Genomic DNA, 15,865 nt, shown 5'->3' on the forward strand with positions numbered 1-15,865 from the left:
AGCCAAGGCAGCCTAGTCGCTTGCAAGCCAATACTTCCAGCGCGAGTCAAGACGTTGCGTCCCAGAACGGGGCAGCCGTACCCGATGCGCGCGTGCGGTTTCGCTTTCGCAAGCTGGTCTTGCTTTCGATGGACCGCATCAAGGGGGGCATCAGCTTCTTTGCCAGTGCCGCGGTTCACTTCATCCTGCTGATCATCCTGGCACTGTGGGTCGCTCCGACGGGGCCTGGTGGCAACTCTGGCGAGATCACCTTGTTGCCTTACGAACAGCCGCCAGAAGATCTCTCGATCATCCAGACGGTCACGCCGATCGAGATCAGCACCGCTCTCGATACCATGCAGCAAGAGCTGCAAACCGACTCGGCCGCGGCCGGCGAGCTGACCAAGCTGACCGAGCCGCTACCCAATCAAATGGCTACCAATAGTCAGGCCGCCACCTTAGAGACGAGGAGCGATCTGCAGAAGAACTTGCCGTGGCAGATGGCCATCCCCTCGAAAACGGGGGGCGGCTTTCAAGGGCGAAATGGTGAACTTCAGAAAGAGTTACTCTCGGCACGCGGCGGCTCGCCGGCAACCGAGGACGCCGTCGAACGGGCGCTGCGGTGGATCGCCGCTCATCAGCTGCCGGACGGTTCGTGGAGCTTCAATCATCATGAGGTCGAGGTTGGCAAGTTGAGTCCCAACCCTGGCGAACCATTGACGCGGACCGGCGCGACCGGGTTGGCCCTGTTGCCATTTCTTGGCAAGGGATATACGCATAGGAACGAAAACCCTTATCGAGATCAGATCGAACAGGGGCTCTACTTTTTACGTGCCAATATGATCATCGGCCCCAACGGTGGTGACCTGCAGGATGGTTCGATGTACGGGCACGGACTGGCGACGCTGGCGCTGTGCGAAGCGTACGCGATGACCGGTGATCCGGCATTGCGCACCGAAGCCACCGAGGCCGTTCACTTCATCGAATACGCCCAGCACGACCAAGGGGGCTGGCGTTACCAACCCAAGCAGCCCGGCGACATCAGCGTGTTCGGCTGGCAGCTGATGGCGCTCAAGAGCGCGCTGCTGGGGGACATTAAGGTGGATAGTTCCACGATCGGGATGGCCGAGTTCTGGCTGGATCGCGTGCAGCAGGCCGACGGCGCGTACTACGGCTATCAGCATCCGGGGAAGATGGTTTCCCCCACGTCGATCGGGCTGCTTTGCCGAATGTACCTGGGGTGGCCGAAAGAAGATCCCCGCATGCATCGCGGGGTCGACTTTCTGTCGGACGAAGGACCGTCGAAGACCGACATGTATTACAACTACTACGCCACCAACGTGCTGTGCCACTACGGCGGCCCCCAGTGGGAAGGCTGGAACGACGAGCTGAAGGCCTACCTGATCAAGACCCAGTCGCGCAAGGGATACACGACCGGCAGTTGGTACTTCGACGAAAAGCGCTCGCGCGTTGGTGGGCGATTGTACGTAACGTGTCTCTCGGCGATGATCTTGGAAGTCTATTATCGCCACATGCCACTCTACTCGGAGAAGTCGCTTGACTTCACATTCTGATCGACCTGCCTGGTACGACGCCATTTTGCCGGTGATTGACCTGCGACATGGCCAGGTCGTGCGAGGCATTGCAGGGCGGCGCGATGAGTATCAGCCGGTTGAGTCCCGCTATGCCGATGATTCGCGCCCAGGCAGCATTGCCCATGTCTATGCATCTCAGTTTGGGTTTCAGGACTGTTATGTGGCGGACCTGGGCGCGATTCTTGACGGGCAGATTGATGTCGCCGCGCTCGAAGCGATCGCTGTCCAGGGGCTGAAGGTTTGGTTGGATGCCGGCATCGGCAACGTGCGCCAGTGGCAGGCAAGTGAAGAGGCCCTCCGTGATTGGCGTCCTTACCGCTGGGTCGTGGGGCTCGAGTCTCTAGAGAGTTGGCAGACGCTGGAAGAACTGCTCGCGTGCATCTCGCCGGAGCGGCTCGTCTTCAGCTTGGACATGAAAGACGGTCGGCCGATGAGCACTCGCGAAGCGTTTATTGACCAATCCCCAGAGCAAATCTCGCGGCATGCGGCAGAGCTGGGTGTGAAGTCGATGATCCTGCTCGACCTGGCAGCCGTTGGCCAGGGAGAGGGAAGCCAGACGGAATCGCTCATGCAGACCCTCCAGGAAGAGCTGCCGGATGTCGAGCTGATCGGGGGTGGCGGCATGAGCTGGCCTGACGACATCGAGGCGCTCGCCCAGCATGGGGCCGCGCGAATCTTGGTGGCCTCGGCGCTGCACGACGGGCGGATCGCGCCGCTTGGCCGGTAGCCCCCAATTATTTTTTTGGGGGGAGATCAAAAATTTTCTGCCGCCTTGTGGGGGAAAGCTGGGCAAGATCGATTGAGTTGGAAGCTTAATCGAGTGTCCCATGGTTGCCCCCGCCAGGCAGCGAGTCGAACGGTAGCCGGACCGATTCCCTTAGGGCTTTCCAATGGAAGTCAGTTTTCCACAAGTCACTTCTTGCGGTTTAGATCCGCAGAGAGACAAACGGGATTGAGAATGCGGAGTTCCCGCAGGTCATTTTAAGTGGTCGAATCTCCCCTTGCTGCGTGAACGCAAGGCATTATCATTTCTGTTGTCGAGCTGGTCACCCCACCATGCACTGATTGTTCTGGAAAGATTACCCAGGCAGGCTTCGCCGCATCGACTTTGGCAGGCCTACCTCTTGGTTGCGACCATCTTTCACTCGGACACTAACGCAGAGCACGCACCCAGTCACTCCGAGATTTTTCCCACAATTACATTACGCGGGGGACATTCGACACTGACATTGTGATAGTTTTCACAAAGCCCTCCTGGCAAGTGTGTTGAACCATAGCCTCCCAAGCGGGAGTGAGGCCCAAGATGCCACAGCGGATCACGATTAGCAAAGGCTTGACTCTGCCCATCGCAGGCAAGCCGAAACAGTCAGTAGAAGAAATCGCAGACGTCCGTAAAGTTGCGTTGATCGGTCGCGACTACGTTGGCATGAAGCCAACGATGTTGGTGACCGAAGGGGATATCGTCCAACTCGGTCAGCCCCTGTTTGAAGACAAAAAGTCGCCAGGCGTGCTCTATACCGCACCGGCGGCCGGCAAAGTGGTTGAGGTCAACCGCGGTGCCAAGCGTAGGTTCCTGTCAATCGTGATCGAAGTCGAAGGAGACGACAAAGTCGCCTTCGAGTCGTTCAGCGAAGCTAACCTGGTGGGTCTCGATCGTGAAAAGGTCGAAGCCAACCTGGTCAAGTCGGGCCTGTGGACCGCCTTCCGCACGCGACCTTTCGGCAAGGTCCCGGTACTGGGCACTTCCCCTCGCTCGATCTTCGTCACGGCGATCGATACCAATCCATTGGCCGCCGATCCCGCCCCGATCATCAAGGGGAACGAGATCGAATTCATTGCTGGTTTGGAAGCGATCAGCAATTTGACGGAAGGCAAGGTCCACCTGTGCCAGGCACCGGGAGCCGCACTGCCAGGTAGCGATCTGCCGTTTGTCAACGCCGCCGAATTCGACGGCAAGCATCCTGCCGGCCTGGCCGGAACGCACATTCACTTCCTCGATCCAGCCGGTCCTGGCCGCGTCGTGTGGTACCTCGGTTACCAGGACGTGATCGCCATCGGAAACCTATTTCGCACGGGCGAACTCGATACGCGTCGCGTCATCTCGCTGGCCGGTCCGGGCGTTAAAGAGCCACGTCTGGTCAAAGCTCCGCTGGGTGCCAGCATCGAAGATCTGACCAAAGGCCAACTCAACGAAGGTACCATGCGGTTGATATCCGGCTCGGTGCTTTGCGGTTACGAGTCTGGCGGCGTCGAAGCCTATCTGGGACGTTACCACACCCAGGTATCGGTGCTGGAAGAAGGCCTCAACCGCGAGATGTTCGGTTGGCTTGCACCCGGCTTCAAGAAGTTCTCGGTCAAGTCGGTGTTCGCTTCGTTCCTGTCGCCAGGCGAACTGAACATGACCACTACGGCCAACGGTAGTCACCGCGCGATCGTGCCGATCGAAGCTTACGAATCGATCATGCCGCTGGACATCGAACCGACGGCCTTGCTCAAGTCACTTATCGTCGAAGACACCGATTCCGCTCAGGCGTTGGGCTGCTTGGAATTGGAAGAAGAAGATATCGCCTTGTGTACGTTTGTGGACACGGGGAAACACGATTTCGGTACCATTCTGCGGAAGAACCTGACCCGCATTGAAGCCGAAGGATAGCCATGAAATTTTTACGCGGAATGCTCGATAAGGTCGAACCAATGTTCCTCGAAGGAGGAAAGTTGGAACGGCTCTATCCGCTGTACGAAGCGGCGGATACGTTTCTGTACACGCCACCAGATCGTGCCAAGGGTTTGACCCATGTGCGCGACGGGTTGGACCTGAAGCGAACGATGATTTTCGTCGTTCTCTCCCTGCTGCCATGTATTTACATGGCCCTGTGGAACACGGGGTACCAGGCCAACTTCCAGATCGCCAATGGCGCGCAGCCAATGGCTGACTGGCACGAGACCATCTTCAAGATGACCGGGCTCAGTCACGATCCGTCCAGTTGGATCAGCAACGTCGTGCTGGGGGCGATCTTCTTCCTGCCGGTCTACATCGTCACGATGACCGTCGGTGGCACGATCGAATTGATCTTCAGCATCGTGCGGAAGCACGAGATCAACGAAGGTTTCCTGGTTACCGGGATGCTCTTTCCGTTGATCCTGCCTCCGACCATTCCGCTGTGGCAGGTGGCCGCGGGGATTGGTTTCGGCGTTCTCGTAGGTAAAGAAGTCTTCGGCGGTACCGGCAAGAACTTCCTGAACCCGGCCCTGACCGCTCGTGCGTTTCTGTACTTCTCGTACGCAACCGACCTGACCGGCGATAAGATCTGGTCGGCCGTTTCGCCTGATGGCTTCAGTGGAGCAACCACCTTGGGTGTGGTCGCTTCTGCCCCGGCCGGAACGACGATGGAACAGGCCATGGCACAGGTCGACGGCCATGGCATTACCTGGAACCAGGCCTTCCTGGGCGTGATGCAGGGTTCGATGGGCGAAACTTCGGTGCTCGCTTGTTTGCTCGGCGCGGCCTTCCTGATCGCGACCGGCATTGGTTCGTGGCGAATCATGCTCGGCTGCGTGATCGGTGCCATGGGGCTCTCAGGCGTCTTCCACCTGGTCAGCGACGACGTCCTGTACGGCATGGCACCTTGGTGGCACCTGGTGGTGGGTGGCTTCGCGTTTGGTACCGTCTTCATGGCGACCGACCCGGTCTCCGCCGCGATGACCCGTACCGGCAAGTGGATTTACGGTATCCTGATTGGTGTCGTCACCATTCTGATTCGTGGCGTCAGCCCAGCTTTCCCGGAAGGGATCATGTTGGCGATCTTGTTCGGCAACGTCATGGCGCCGCTGATCGACTACTTTGTTCTGCAAGCTAACATCAATCGGAGAAAGGCCCGCTATGCGACGTGATAGTGTTGCCGGAACCATTTTGGTTGCCGCAGTTTTATGCGTGGTCTGCTCCGTCATTGTGAGTAGTACGGCGGTTGGGCTGAAGAGCTTCCAGCAAGCCAATTCCAAGCTCGACAAGCAGCGTAACGTTCTGGCGGCCGCTGGTCTCCTCAAGCCTGAGGACACCCCGGCCGACGTGGAAGCGACGTTCCAAAAGAACTTCGAGAAGCACTTCGTGAACCTGGAAACAGGCGAAGTGGTTTCCGATGAACAACTCAAAGAGGCCGGCGTGGCCGAACCCTCGACCTACGATCCAGCCGAAGCTCGCGACAACCCGAATCTCAATCGTACCGTCGAAGGTTTGCCTGGGATCGTGAAGACCGAGAAGTACGTCGACGTCTACCTGGTGAAATCGGATGACGGCAAGCTCGAAGGCCTGGTGCTTCCGATTTACGGCAAGGGGCTGTGGTCGACCATGTACGGCTACCTGGCACTCGACGCCGATTTGAAAACGGCCAAGGGGATCACCTTTTACTCGCACGGCGAAACGCCGGGCCTGGGTGGTGAAGTCGACAACCCCAACTGGAAGTCCCAGTGGCCAGGCAAAAAGGTCCGCGACGACGAAGGCAACGTGCTCATCGAAGTCGTCAAAGGGCAGGGGAGCGGTGATTCCGAGGTCGATGGCCTTTCCGGTGCAACCATTACTACCAAGGGCGTCGATAACTTCGTCCGCTTCTGGTTAGGTGAAGAAGGCTTCGGCCCTTACCTCAAGAACCTCGAATCGAAGGAGAAGTCCGATGGCTGATACGCAATCTCCGAAGGACGTTTTGCTCGACCCGGTCGTGCATAATAACCCAATCGCTTTGCAGGTCTTGGGGATCTGCTCGGCGCTGGCCGTGACCTCCAAGCTGGAAACCGCATTCGTGATGGCCTTGTCGGTGACCGCGGTGACCGCGTTCTCGAACCTGGGCGTGAGCCTGGTGCGGAAGTTCATTCCCAGCAGCATTCGCATTATCGTCCAGATGACGATCATCGCGTCACTGGTGATCGTGGTCGATCAGTTCCTCAAGGCGTTCGCCTATGACATCAGCAAGCAATTGTCGGTGTTCGTCGGGCTGATCATTACCAACTGTATCGTGATGGGACGTGCCGAAGCGTTTGCCATGAAGCACAAGCCGGGGATCAGCTTCCTCGACGGTATCGGCAACGGCTTGGGCTACTCGATGATCCTGTTGGTCGTCGGTTTCTTCCGCGAACTTTTCGGCAACGGCTCGCTGTTCGGGATTACCATTTTCTCGCTCACCAAGAACGACGGCTGGTATCAGCCCAACGGCTTGATGCTGCTGCCGCCCAGTGCGTTCTTTATCATCGGTTTCATCATCTGGGTCGTGCGTACGTTCAATCCAGATCAAGTTGAATCGGAGGGTTAAACAATGGAAAGCTATTTGACCATCGCCCTCAAGGCGGTCTTCAGCGAAAACCTGGCCCTCGCATTCTTCCTGGGGATGTGTACGTTTCTGGCCGTTTCCAAGAACGTGAAGACGGCCTTGGGCCTGGGCGCGGCCGTGATCGCGGTCATGGCGATTACGATTCCCGTCAACCAATTGCTGTACTCCTTCTTCCTGAAGAAGGGTGCGATGGCTTGGATCAACCCGAGCCTGGCCGATATGGACCTGAGCTTTCTCGGATTGATCAGTTACATCGGCGTCATCGCGGCCATCGTGCAGATCCTGGAAATGGCGCTGGATCGGTACGTTCCGGCCCTGTACGCGGCCCTGGGTATCTTCCTGCCGCTGATTACCGTGAACTGCGCCATCCTCGGTGGTTCGCTCTTCATGGTCGAACGCAATTACAACTTCGGTCAAAGCGTGGTTTATGGTCTGTCAGCCGGCTTCGGCTGGGCATTGGCCATCGCCGCTCTGGCTGGCATTCGTGAAAAACTGAAATACAGCGACGTGCCTGATGGCCTGAAAGGTCTGGGAATCACGTTCATCACCGCCGGTCTGATGGCCATGGCCTTCATGTCCTTCGGCGGTATGATCAAGTAGGACTGCCCGGTAAGCGTCGCATCGAATTTACTTAGCAAAATCCTGGTATCAGGAAGAAGTTAGTCATGGCAATTGTTCTCGGCGTGAGCATGTTCACAGGGGTGGTTTTGCTCCTGGTGGTCATCATTCTCTTGGCCAAGAAGGCTTTGGTGCCGTCCGGAGATGTCCAGATCGACATTAACGAACACACCAAGGACATCTGCGTCCCCGCAGGCGGCAAGCTGCTTAACGCGCTTGCCGACCAAGGCGTGTTCGTCTCCTCGGCCTGTGGCGGCGGTGGTACTTGTGCCCAGTGTGTCGTCCGCGTGAAGAGCGGCGGCGGCGACATCCTGCCGACCGAACGTTCGCACATCAACAAGCGTCAGGCTCGCGAAGGCTATCGCCTTTCCTGCCAGGTGGCCGTCAAGCAGGACATGGAAATCGAAGTCCCGCACGAAGCCCTGGAAACCAAAAAGTGGGAATGCGAAGTCATCTCGAATCGCAACGTCGCCACGTTCATTAAGGAATTCAAGCTGAAGATTCCGGAAGGGGAATCGGTTCCCTTCAAGGCCGGTGGTTACATTCAGATTGAAGTTCCGCCGCACGAACTTTCGTACAAAGACTTCGACATCGAAGAGGAATACCACGAAGACTGGGACAAGTTCAACCTCTGGCGTTACACCAGCAAGGTAACCGAGCCGGTGATTCGTGCTTATTCGATGGCCAACTACCCTGGCGAAAAGGGCATCATCATGCTCAACGTCCGTGTGGCTTCGCCTCCGCCACGCGCCCCCGAGGGAACGCCTCCCGGGAAGGTTTCCAGTTACATCTTCAACTGCAAGCCGGGCGACAAGGTGACCATCAGCGGTCCTTACGGCGAGTTCTTCATCAACGACAGCGACGCCGAAATGATTTACATCGGTGGCGGTGCCGGTATGGCTCCGCTGCGAAGTCATATCTTCGAGCTGTTCAAGAACATCAAAACCGGCCGCAAGGTGACCTACTGGTATGGTGGTCGTAGTCTTCGCGAATTGTTCTACGTCGAAGAGTTTCGCGAGATCGAAGAGCAGTTCCCGAACTTCAAGTTCAACATCGCGTTGTCCGATCCGCTGCCGGAAGACAACTGGACCGGGTACAAGGGTTTCATCCACCAGGTGCTGTTGGAAAACTACCTGAAGGACCACCCGGCACCCGAAGACATCGAATACTATATGTGCGGTCCGCCCATGATGAACCAGGCCGTCTTCAAGATGCTGGACGATCTGGGCGTCGAACCAGAAAACATCCGCTTCGACGACTTCGGCGGCTAAGCCCCCAATGGCGAGTCGATTCGGCTCGCGAAGATCATGCAAAGCTACACCACGGCCAGCCTCTTATGGCTGGCCGTTTTCCTTGGTTGCCAGCAAGTTGCCCCGCCAGACCCCATCGCGACGATCCAGGGGCAGACGATGGGCACCACCTATCACATCCGCGCGGTGACCGGTCCGGAAGGTCCCCAGCGGCTGATCAAGATCCAGGAAAGGGTCGACGAGCTTCTGGCCCAAGTCAATCACCAGATGTCGACTTACGATCCTGAGTCAGAACTCTCTCGCTTCAACCAGGCACCGGCAGGCGAGTGGTTTCCGGTTTCGAGCCAACTGATCGAAGTCGTGGATGCTGCCCGGCAGATCAGTGACGCGACCGACGGCGCCTTCGACGTGACGGTCGGACCTTCGGTGAACCTGTGGCGGTTTGGCCCCGACAAGAAGCGGAAAGAGTTCCCCACGGACCAAGAGATCGCCCAGGCGAGCAAGCTGGTCGGCTACCAGCAAGTCGAGATCCAATCCGATCCGCCCGCACTTCGCAAAGCACAAGATGACGTCTATGTTGACTTGTCGGCGATCGCGAAAGGGTATGGGGTCGACGCGGTCTATGAGTTAATCAAGGCCGAAGGCTTCACCGACTTCATGGTCGAGATCGGCGGCGAAGTCCGCGCGACTGGGCTCAAGCCCAACGGCGATCCATGGAAGATCGGAATTGAGACGCCCGCCGACGATGTTCGCCAGTACGACCTGGTGGTCGGCCTGCATGACAGGGCGCTGGCCACCTCTGGTGACTATCGCAATTTCTTCAAGCACGACGGCAAGCGTTACTCGCATACGATCAATCCCAAGACGGGTCGCCCGGTCGAACACGACCTGGCATCGGTCAGCGTGTTGTTTGAAAACTGCATGCTGGCCGATGGCTACGCCACCGCATTTTTGGTCTTGGGCCCGGTCGAAGGATATAATTTCGCACAGGAACACAACCTGCCGGTCTTCTTCCAGATGAGGAAAGAGGACGGCACGGTTGAGACCAAAGCCACCACTGCCTGGCAGCAGTACCAATCGAATTAGAGGACATCCGCCATGCTTATCGTATTGCTTATTACCATCGGCGTCTTTGCCATTGTATTGGCTGGAATGGCGATCGGCGTGATCCTCAGCAATCGCGAAATCAAAGGAAGCTGTGGGGGGCTGAACAAGTTCAAAGACTCGGTCGGCAATCCGATCTGCGATGCGTGCAGTAACCCTTCGCCCTCGTGCAGCCGCATCCCCGAGAAAGAACGCTGCCAAGAGCCAACCGACTGCGCCGACCACGACGTCGAAGACGAAGTGACCAACCAGGTTCACTAGCAGGTTGCGGCATCCCAATGGATGGGTCCTTATCTCTGATGACCTAAAGAAGGGACTAGCCACAGAGATCACAGAGGACACAGAGTTGGGAAGCTAAGAATCTCCACCATGGCTAGGGACTAACATCTAGCGCATGAAATCCTACTCTCTGTGTCCTCTGTGGCTCATTCCTCTTAGGGATGTGGAAACGAACTTCTGAGGCCAATTTCTCGGCAATTGCGAAACTTTGCATTGACCCTGGGGGTTAAACGTAGGAACCTTAACTTTTCGCAACTTGGTACCTCCGAGGGCTTGGCTATGAATTGCTCAGCGCGGCTACTTTCTGTTCTTGGTTGTCTCTTTCTCGCCGGGCCACTCTTCGCCCAGGCACCTTCTTTCGATCGACTCGATCGCAACAGCGACGGCAAGATTGAGAAAGACGAATTGCCTGAGCGTGCCCAGCAACTTTTTGGTCGGCTCGATAGTGATTCCGACGGTAGTGTTACCCAAGCAGAATTCGAGGCCTTTGAAAAGCGACGAGCACAAATGCAACGACAGCGCCAAGGTCAACGCCCTCAAGCGAATGACAACGTCGCCGGTGTCGAGATCAAGCGTGACATTCCCTATGGCGATGAGAAGATCAATCGGCAAAAGCTGGACGTCGCGGTGCCTGAAAAGCCTTCGACCGACAAGCCATTGCCGGTCATCGTGCTGATTCACGGCGGCGGCTGGCAGGGCGGAACGCACGGGCCGTATCTCAGCCGGGCAATTCCCCTGGTTCGCACAGGCGACTATGCCGCGGTTTCGATCGGTTATCGCTTGACCGACGTGGCCAGCTGGCCTGCGCAGATCCATGATTGCCAGGCCGGTCTGCGCTGGGTGAAAGCCAACGCCGAAAAGTACAACTGGGATCCGGATAAGATCGTCGTATGGGGGAGTTCCGCTGGTGGTCATCTCGTGGCGATGCTGGGCGTCTCGGCCGATGTGAAGGAACTAGACGGTAAGCTGGGCCCCCATGCCGATCAGTCTTTGAAGGTAGCTGGCGTGGTCGATTTCTTCGGTCCGGCCAACATGCTGACGATGGGGGATGGTCCCGGATTCGAACGCCACAATAGTCCTGACTCGCCCGAGAGCAAGTTGCTGGGCGGGCCCGCGAAAGAGAACGTTGAAGTCGCCAAGTCCGCTTCGCCTCAGTTCCATGTCTCTAAGGGGGATGCTCCATTCCTGATCCTGCACGGCACGGCCGATGGCACGGTTCCGTTTCAGCAGTCGGTCGATTTCCACGAGGCACTCACCAAGGCAGGCGTCGACTCGACCTTCGTCCCGGTCAAAGGTGCCGGTCATGGCTTTGCTGGCCAGGAAGTCAACGAGCGCGTCGAAGCATTCCTGAGCAAGATCCTGCTGGGCAAGGAGGTCGAATTGAGTGACGATCCGATCGAATCTGCTCAGCGTCCGCAGCCACGTCGACCGCAAGGTTCCCGTAGCGAATAACGCGATGCTGCGTGCAATCGTACGGTTGATGAATTATACTGGGCCGACGTCGTCAGACATGACTCGTCGGCCCTTTTCGTAGAGATCGCCAATGCTTCGCACGACCCTTTTCGCCTTGCTGTTTTCCTTCTGGTGCATCACGGCCTCGCTGGCGGACGATCGTCCCAACTTCGTGTTGATCTACGCCGATGATCTCGGCTGGAAGGACGTCGGCTACCAGGGAAGCGACTTCTACGAAACGCCGATCATCGACTCGCTGGCCAAACAGGGGATGACCTTTTCGGCCGGCTATGCGTGTGCCGGAAACTGTGCCCCGAGCCGGGCCTGCATGCTTTCAGGGCAGTACACGCCGCGGCATCACCTGTATGCCGTCGGCAGCACCGACCGAGGTCCCAAGAACGAGATGCGGTTGAAACCCATCCCCAACAGCAGCGGCCTCAGTCCCGAGAGCCTGACCCTGGCCGAAGCCCTCAAATCCGCCGGTTACGCGACAGGGCATTTCGGCAAGTGGCATCTGTCTGGCAAAGACGGTGCTGATCCCAGCGAGCAAGGCTTCGACGAAACGTACGACTCGTTCGGCGATGGACCGCTCAAGGAAGGGACCGAAACCAACAAAAAAGGTCCTCCCAGCGATCCCAAGGGCGTCTTCACTCTGACCGACAAAGCATGTGCATTCATCGAGAAGAATCGCGACCGTCCTTTCTTCTGTTACCTGCCGCATCATGCGATTCATGGTCCCCTGCAGGGGCAACCGAAAACGGTTGGCCATTTTGAGGCGAAGCCCAAAGGGAAAAATCACAAGTCGGTCATGTACGCGGCTTGTACTTATGATCTGGACGAAAGCGTCGGACGCTTGCTGGCAAAGCTCGACGAACTGAAGCTGGCCGAGAAGACGATGGTCATCTTCACCAGTGACAATGGTGCCACGCCGCAGTCGCTGCAGGAACCGCTGCGAGGCAACAAAGGGGGCTACTACGAAGGGGGCATTCGCGAACCGTTCATCATTCGTTGGCCCGGTAAGGTCAAGCCTGGCAGCGTGTGCGACGTGCCGGTCATCCAAGTCGATATCTACCCCACGATCCTCGCCGCCGCTGGCGTGTCGGTTCCTGATGGCAAAGTTCTCGACGGCGAGAGCCTCTTGCCGCTGTTAACCGGCCAGGGGCAGCTTGAGCGCTCAGCCATCTTCTGGCACTTTCCCGGCTACCTCAATACGGCCGTCACACGAGGACGTCCGCTCGATGTCCGTACCGGCTTTCGCTCGCGACCGGTGACCGTCATCAACAAGGACCACTGGAAGCTGCATCTGTACCACGAAGAGTGGGTGCTCGATGGTGGTGCCGAAAAGCTGCCTGAAAATGGTGCCGTTGAACTCTACGACTTGCGGAAGGACGTTGGCGAACGTCACGACCTGGCCGCTTCCAACCCCCAGAAGCGAGACGAACTGCTGGCTGATGTGCTCCGTTGGCACGAAAGTGTCGGTGCTTTGATCCCCACCGAGCCGAATCCAAAATACGCCCCAGGCCCCGCGAAAAAGGGGAAGGGGAACAAGAAAAAGTAGGCTCGCTCACTAATCGGCCTGCTGATTCGGCTGATATCCAGGGAAACCACGACCTTGCCACCCGACAGGGGAGCGGCGAATTGGCCGCAAGTTATGGATATCAAAGGGTTTTCCTATTGGACTTGCATGGCCGCGATCGTGTAAAATAGAACGGCCTGAATCATTTCAGGAAAAACTATCGGTACCAGGCGACGATGTAAGACAAAGACGCCTTGCCGTTGGTGACATCCCGCCTACCGCTAATTCCCCACCTGCTAGCTATTGTAGATCGACGACGTTTGGTTCCGCCAAGTAGCGTCGGACGGGCAATTCCCGTAAAACTGCAAAGCACGCTGCACGAGCCTATGACTTTCCATCCTCACTTCGTTCGCATCACCTTGCCGCTTGCGCTGTTGACGCTTGTTGGTTTCGGCCAAACGTGTTGGGCCGACGAGGACGCCCTGCGCGACAAAGGCCAGAAGATCTACACTTCGATGTGCGCCGATTGCCACGGCGAAAAAGGGGAAGGCGTCGTCGGTGCCTACGAAACGGCCCTGATCGGCGATGCCAGCCTCGGCGAGTTGACCCACCAGATCACCAAGACGATGCCGGAAGGGGACGCTGAAGCTTGTGTCGGTCCCGATGCCGAGGCAGTCGCCGCGTTCATGCACTATGCGTTTTACAGCGAAGCGGCTCGCATTCGAAATCGTCCTCCGCAAATCTCGCTGGCCCGACTGACCGGCAACCAGCTTCGTCAGAGTCTGGCCGACCTTTACAGCCACTTTCATGGTGCTCCCAGCTACACCGACGAACGGGGCGTGAAGGGAATTTATTTCGCGGGCTCTCGTTGGAAGAACGAGAACAAAAAAATCGAACGCGTCGATCCGACGATCGATTTCGACTTCGGTCGTGAAAGCCCCGGCGAAGGCATTAAGAAGGAAGAATTCTACATTCACTGGAACGGGAGCATTATTGCCGATGAGACCGGCGACTACGAAATCATCGTCCGCAGCACCGTCTCGTTTACCATGGATTTCGGCAAGCTCGGTCGCACCCTGATCGACAACCACGTGCAGTCGGGCGACAAGACCGAATTCCGCGAGGTCGTGCGGCTGACGGCAGGACGTGCCTATCCGTTCAAGATCGATTACATCCAACGGAAGCGTAAGACGGAACAACCGCCAGCGAGCATCTCCCTTTCGTGGATTCCGCCGCATGGCGTCGAGCAGCTCATTCCGCAGCGGAACATCATTCCCTGGACGATCGAGCCGACATACTCGCTGCAAACCAAGCTTCCGCCAGACGATCGCAGCTACGGCTTCGAGCGCGGGATTGCCGTCGATCGCCAATGGGACGATTCGACGACGGCGGCCGCCATCGAGTTCGGCATCGTGGCAGCCGACGAACTGTGGCCTCACTTCAGCCAACGCAACAAAAAGATTCCCGAAGAGAATCGTGCTCGCTTGAAGGCGTTCCTCCACGAGTTCGTCGAGACCGCCTTCCGCACCGAACTTTCCGACGAAACCAAGCAGCTTTACATCGATCAGCAGATCGCCCAGTGCCCGGACGACCATGAAGCGATCCGCCGCGTCGTGCTGATGACTTTGAAGTCGCCGCGATTCCTCTACCCACAAACCGATGCGACCGACTCCCCGTCGCAGAAGGTCGCCAACCGTCTGGCATTGACCTTCTACGATTCGATTCCATCCGATAAATGGCTGCTGGAAAAGGTCGAACGCAATCAACTGGAAAACGAACAACAAGTCCGCGAAGCTGCCTGGCGGATGGTCAACGACTTCCGTACCCGCGGTAAGACGCGTGAGATGCTGCACGAGTGGCTTAACATCGGTCACTTTGGCGAGATCACCAAGGACGAAGCCCGCTTCCCTGGTTTCGATCACGAGTTGATCGCGGACATGCGTGCCTCGCTCGACCAGTTCCTCGACGACGTCGTCTGGAGCGAGAAGAGCGACTATCGGCAGCTGTTTACCGCCGACTGGGCCTACACGACAGATCGCATGGCCGAGTTCTACGGCGACCAGTGGAAGCCGGAAGAGACCGCCCAGCCGGAGGCCGACAAGCTGCCGCGCGGGCCTGGTCCTCAGCAGCTGCGGAAGACAGCCGGCGGCGGCGAACATCGACTGGGTTTGCTGACGCATCCTTACCTCATGAGTGGTTTGGCCTACACGGATGCCTCGTCGCCGATTCATCGTGGCGTGTTTTTGATTCGATATATGCTTGGTCGAACGTTGCGTCCGCCGAATGCTGCGTTTTCGCCCCTCAGTCCCGATCTGCATCCCGACCTGACCACGCGCGAGCGGGTATCGCTGCAAACCAGTCCTGAAAGCTGCCAGGTTTGTCACTCGCGAATCAATGGCCTCGGGTTCACGCTGGAACGATTCGACGCGGTGGGTCGCTTCCGCGAGACCGAAAGGGACCGCCATGTGAACGCCCAGGGAACCTACACGACACGTGACGGACGCGAAGTGACCTTCCAAAATGAACAAGAGCTGGCCAAGTTTCTGGCCGAAAGTGACGACGCCCATCGGGCCTTCGTCAGCCGAGCTTTTCAACATTTCGTCAAACAGCCAGTGGCCGCCTATGGTCCAGAAAAGCTGGACGAACTAACTGAGAAGTTCAAAAATAGTGGATATAACATCCGCGCCCTCTTGGTCGAGATCGCAGTGATCGCGGCCATGGAACCTCACAACACCAAGATCGCAGGATGAACTG

Annotated in this window: 13 protein-coding genes; all 13 read left to right on the plus strand. The window is 57.6% G+C overall.

The genetic code is table 11. The annotated features are described in order from the left end of the window. Nucleotides 1–20 precede the first annotated feature (20 nt). The 13 genes from Pan97_RS03685 (at nt 21) to Pan97_RS03745 (ending at nt 15,861) form a co-directional block, all read left to right on the plus strand. Complete coding sequence (locus Pan97_RS03685; RefSeq protein ID WP_144970799.1) at nt 21–1,553, plus strand: prenyltransferase/squalene oxidase repeat-containing protein; 1,533 nt, start codon at nt 21–23, stop codon at nt 1,551–1,553. Then, entirely contained in the window at nt 1,537–2,301 is a 765-nt protein-coding gene (locus Pan97_RS03690) for a HisA/HisF-related TIM barrel protein (RefSeq protein WP_165698597.1), read from the plus strand. The genes Pan97_RS03685 and Pan97_RS03690 overlap by 17 nt, the downstream gene beginning before the upstream one ends. A 576-nt stretch (nt 2,302–2,877) precedes the next feature. Then, entirely contained in the window at nt 2,878–4,227 is a 1,350-nt protein-coding gene (locus Pan97_RS03695; protein WP_144970801.1) for a Na(+)-translocating NADH-quinone reductase subunit A, read from the plus strand. A gap of 2 nt (nt 4,228–4,229) precedes the next feature. Continuing rightward, entirely contained in the window at nt 4,230–5,465 is a 1,236-nt protein-coding gene (locus Pan97_RS03700) for an NADH:ubiquinone reductase (Na(+)-transporting) subunit B (protein WP_144970802.1), read from the plus strand. Then, nucleotides 5,455–6,249, plus strand: coding sequence for a Na(+)-translocating NADH-quinone reductase subunit C (locus Pan97_RS03705; protein ID WP_144970803.1), 795 nt, complete (start codon nt 5,455–5,457; stop codon nt 6,247–6,249). Before Pan97_RS03700 ends, Pan97_RS03705 begins: the two co-directional genes overlap by 11 nt. Next, the gene (locus Pan97_RS03710; protein ID WP_144970804.1) at nt 6,242–6,874 is read left to right on the plus strand and encodes an NADH:ubiquinone reductase (Na(+)-transporting) subunit D; all 633 of its coding nucleotides are present in this window, start codon (nt 6,242–6,244) and stop codon (nt 6,872–6,874) included. The genes Pan97_RS03705 and Pan97_RS03710 overlap by 8 nt, the downstream gene beginning before the upstream one ends. A 3-nt stretch (nt 6,875–6,877) precedes the next feature. Next, nucleotides 6,878–7,492 (plus strand): NADH:ubiquinone reductase (Na(+)-transporting) subunit E, encoded by a 615-nt coding sequence (gene nqrE, locus Pan97_RS03715; protein WP_144970805.1) that lies wholly within the window; start codon nt 6,878–6,880, stop codon nt 7,490–7,492. 65 nt (nt 7,493–7,557) lie between these two features. After that, nucleotides 7,558–8,781: an NADH:ubiquinone reductase (Na(+)-transporting) subunit F gene (nqrF, locus tag Pan97_RS03720; protein ID WP_144970806.1), complete on the plus strand. Its 1,224-nt coding sequence runs from the start codon at nt 7,558–7,560 to the stop codon at nt 8,779–8,781. A 36-nt stretch (nt 8,782–8,817) separates the two neighbouring features. Then, on the plus strand, nt 8,818–9,846 hold the full coding sequence (locus Pan97_RS03725) for an FAD:protein FMN transferase (protein ID WP_241676359.1): 1,029 nt from the start codon (nt 8,818–8,820) through the stop codon (nt 9,844–9,846). A 12-nt stretch (nt 9,847–9,858) separates the two neighbouring features. Then, on the plus strand, nt 9,859–10,125 hold the full coding sequence (locus Pan97_RS03730; protein ID WP_144970807.1) for a hypothetical protein: 267 nt from the start codon (nt 9,859–9,861) through the stop codon (nt 10,123–10,125). A 297-nt stretch (nt 10,126–10,422) separates the two neighbouring features. After that, complete coding sequence (locus Pan97_RS03735; RefSeq protein WP_144970808.1) at nt 10,423–11,595, plus strand: alpha/beta hydrolase fold domain-containing protein; 1,173 nt, start codon at nt 10,423–10,425, stop codon at nt 11,593–11,595. Between the two features lie 91 nt (nt 11,596–11,686). Next, nucleotides 11,687–13,153: a sulfatase gene (locus Pan97_RS03740; protein WP_144970809.1), complete on the plus strand. Its 1,467-nt coding sequence runs from the start codon at nt 11,687–11,689 to the stop codon at nt 13,151–13,153. A 344-nt stretch (nt 13,154–13,497) separates the two neighbouring features. Next, a complete protein-coding gene (locus Pan97_RS03745) occupies nt 13,498–15,861 on the plus strand; it encodes a DUF1592 domain-containing protein (RefSeq protein WP_144970810.1) in 2,364 nt (787 codons plus the stop codon). Nucleotides 15,862–15,865: the final 4 nt, after the last annotated feature.

The organism is Bremerella volcania, from assembly GCF_007748115.1.
Taxonomy (GTDB): domain Bacteria; phylum Planctomycetota; class Planctomycetia; order Pirellulales; family Pirellulaceae; genus Bremerella; species Bremerella volcania.

What these genes read in the sequence shown, in the direction of transcription:
- Pan97_RS03730 (WP_144970807.1), top strand. Translation starts at nt 9,859, where the DNA reads ATGCTTATCGTATTGCTTATTACCATCGGCGTCTTTGCCATTGTATTG.
- nqrF (WP_144970806.1), top strand. Translation starts at nt 7,558, where the DNA reads ATGGCAATTGTTCTCGGCGTGAGCATGTTCACAGGGGTGGTTTTGCTC.
- Pan97_RS03700 (WP_144970802.1), top strand. Translation starts at nt 4,230, where the DNA reads ATGAAATTTTTACGCGGAATGCTCGATAAGGTCGAACCAATGTTCCTC.
- nqrE (WP_144970805.1), top strand. Translation starts at nt 6,878, where the DNA reads ATGGAAAGCTATTTGACCATCGCCCTCAAGGCGGTCTTCAGCGAAAAC.
- Pan97_RS03705 (WP_144970803.1), top strand. Translation starts at nt 5,455, where the DNA reads ATGCGACGTGATAGTGTTGCCGGAACCATTTTGGTTGCCGCAGTTTTA.
- Pan97_RS03735 (WP_144970808.1), top strand. Translation starts at nt 10,423, where the DNA reads ATGAATTGCTCAGCGCGGCTACTTTCTGTTCTTGGTTGTCTCTTTCTC.
- Pan97_RS03695 (WP_144970801.1), top strand. Translation starts at nt 2,878, where the DNA reads ATGCCACAGCGGATCACGATTAGCAAAGGCTTGACTCTGCCCATCGCA.
- Pan97_RS03710 (WP_144970804.1), top strand. Translation starts at nt 6,242, where the DNA reads ATGGCTGATACGCAATCTCCGAAGGACGTTTTGCTCGACCCGGTCGTG.
- Pan97_RS03725 (WP_241676359.1), top strand. Translation starts at nt 8,818, where the DNA reads ATGCAAAGCTACACCACGGCCAGCCTCTTATGGCTGGCCGTTTTCCTT.
- Pan97_RS03745 (WP_144970810.1), top strand. Translation starts at nt 13,498, where the DNA reads ATGACTTTCCATCCTCACTTCGTTCGCATCACCTTGCCGCTTGCGCTG.
- Pan97_RS03740 (WP_144970809.1), top strand. Translation starts at nt 11,687, where the DNA reads ATGCTTCGCACGACCCTTTTCGCCTTGCTGTTTTCCTTCTGGTGCATC.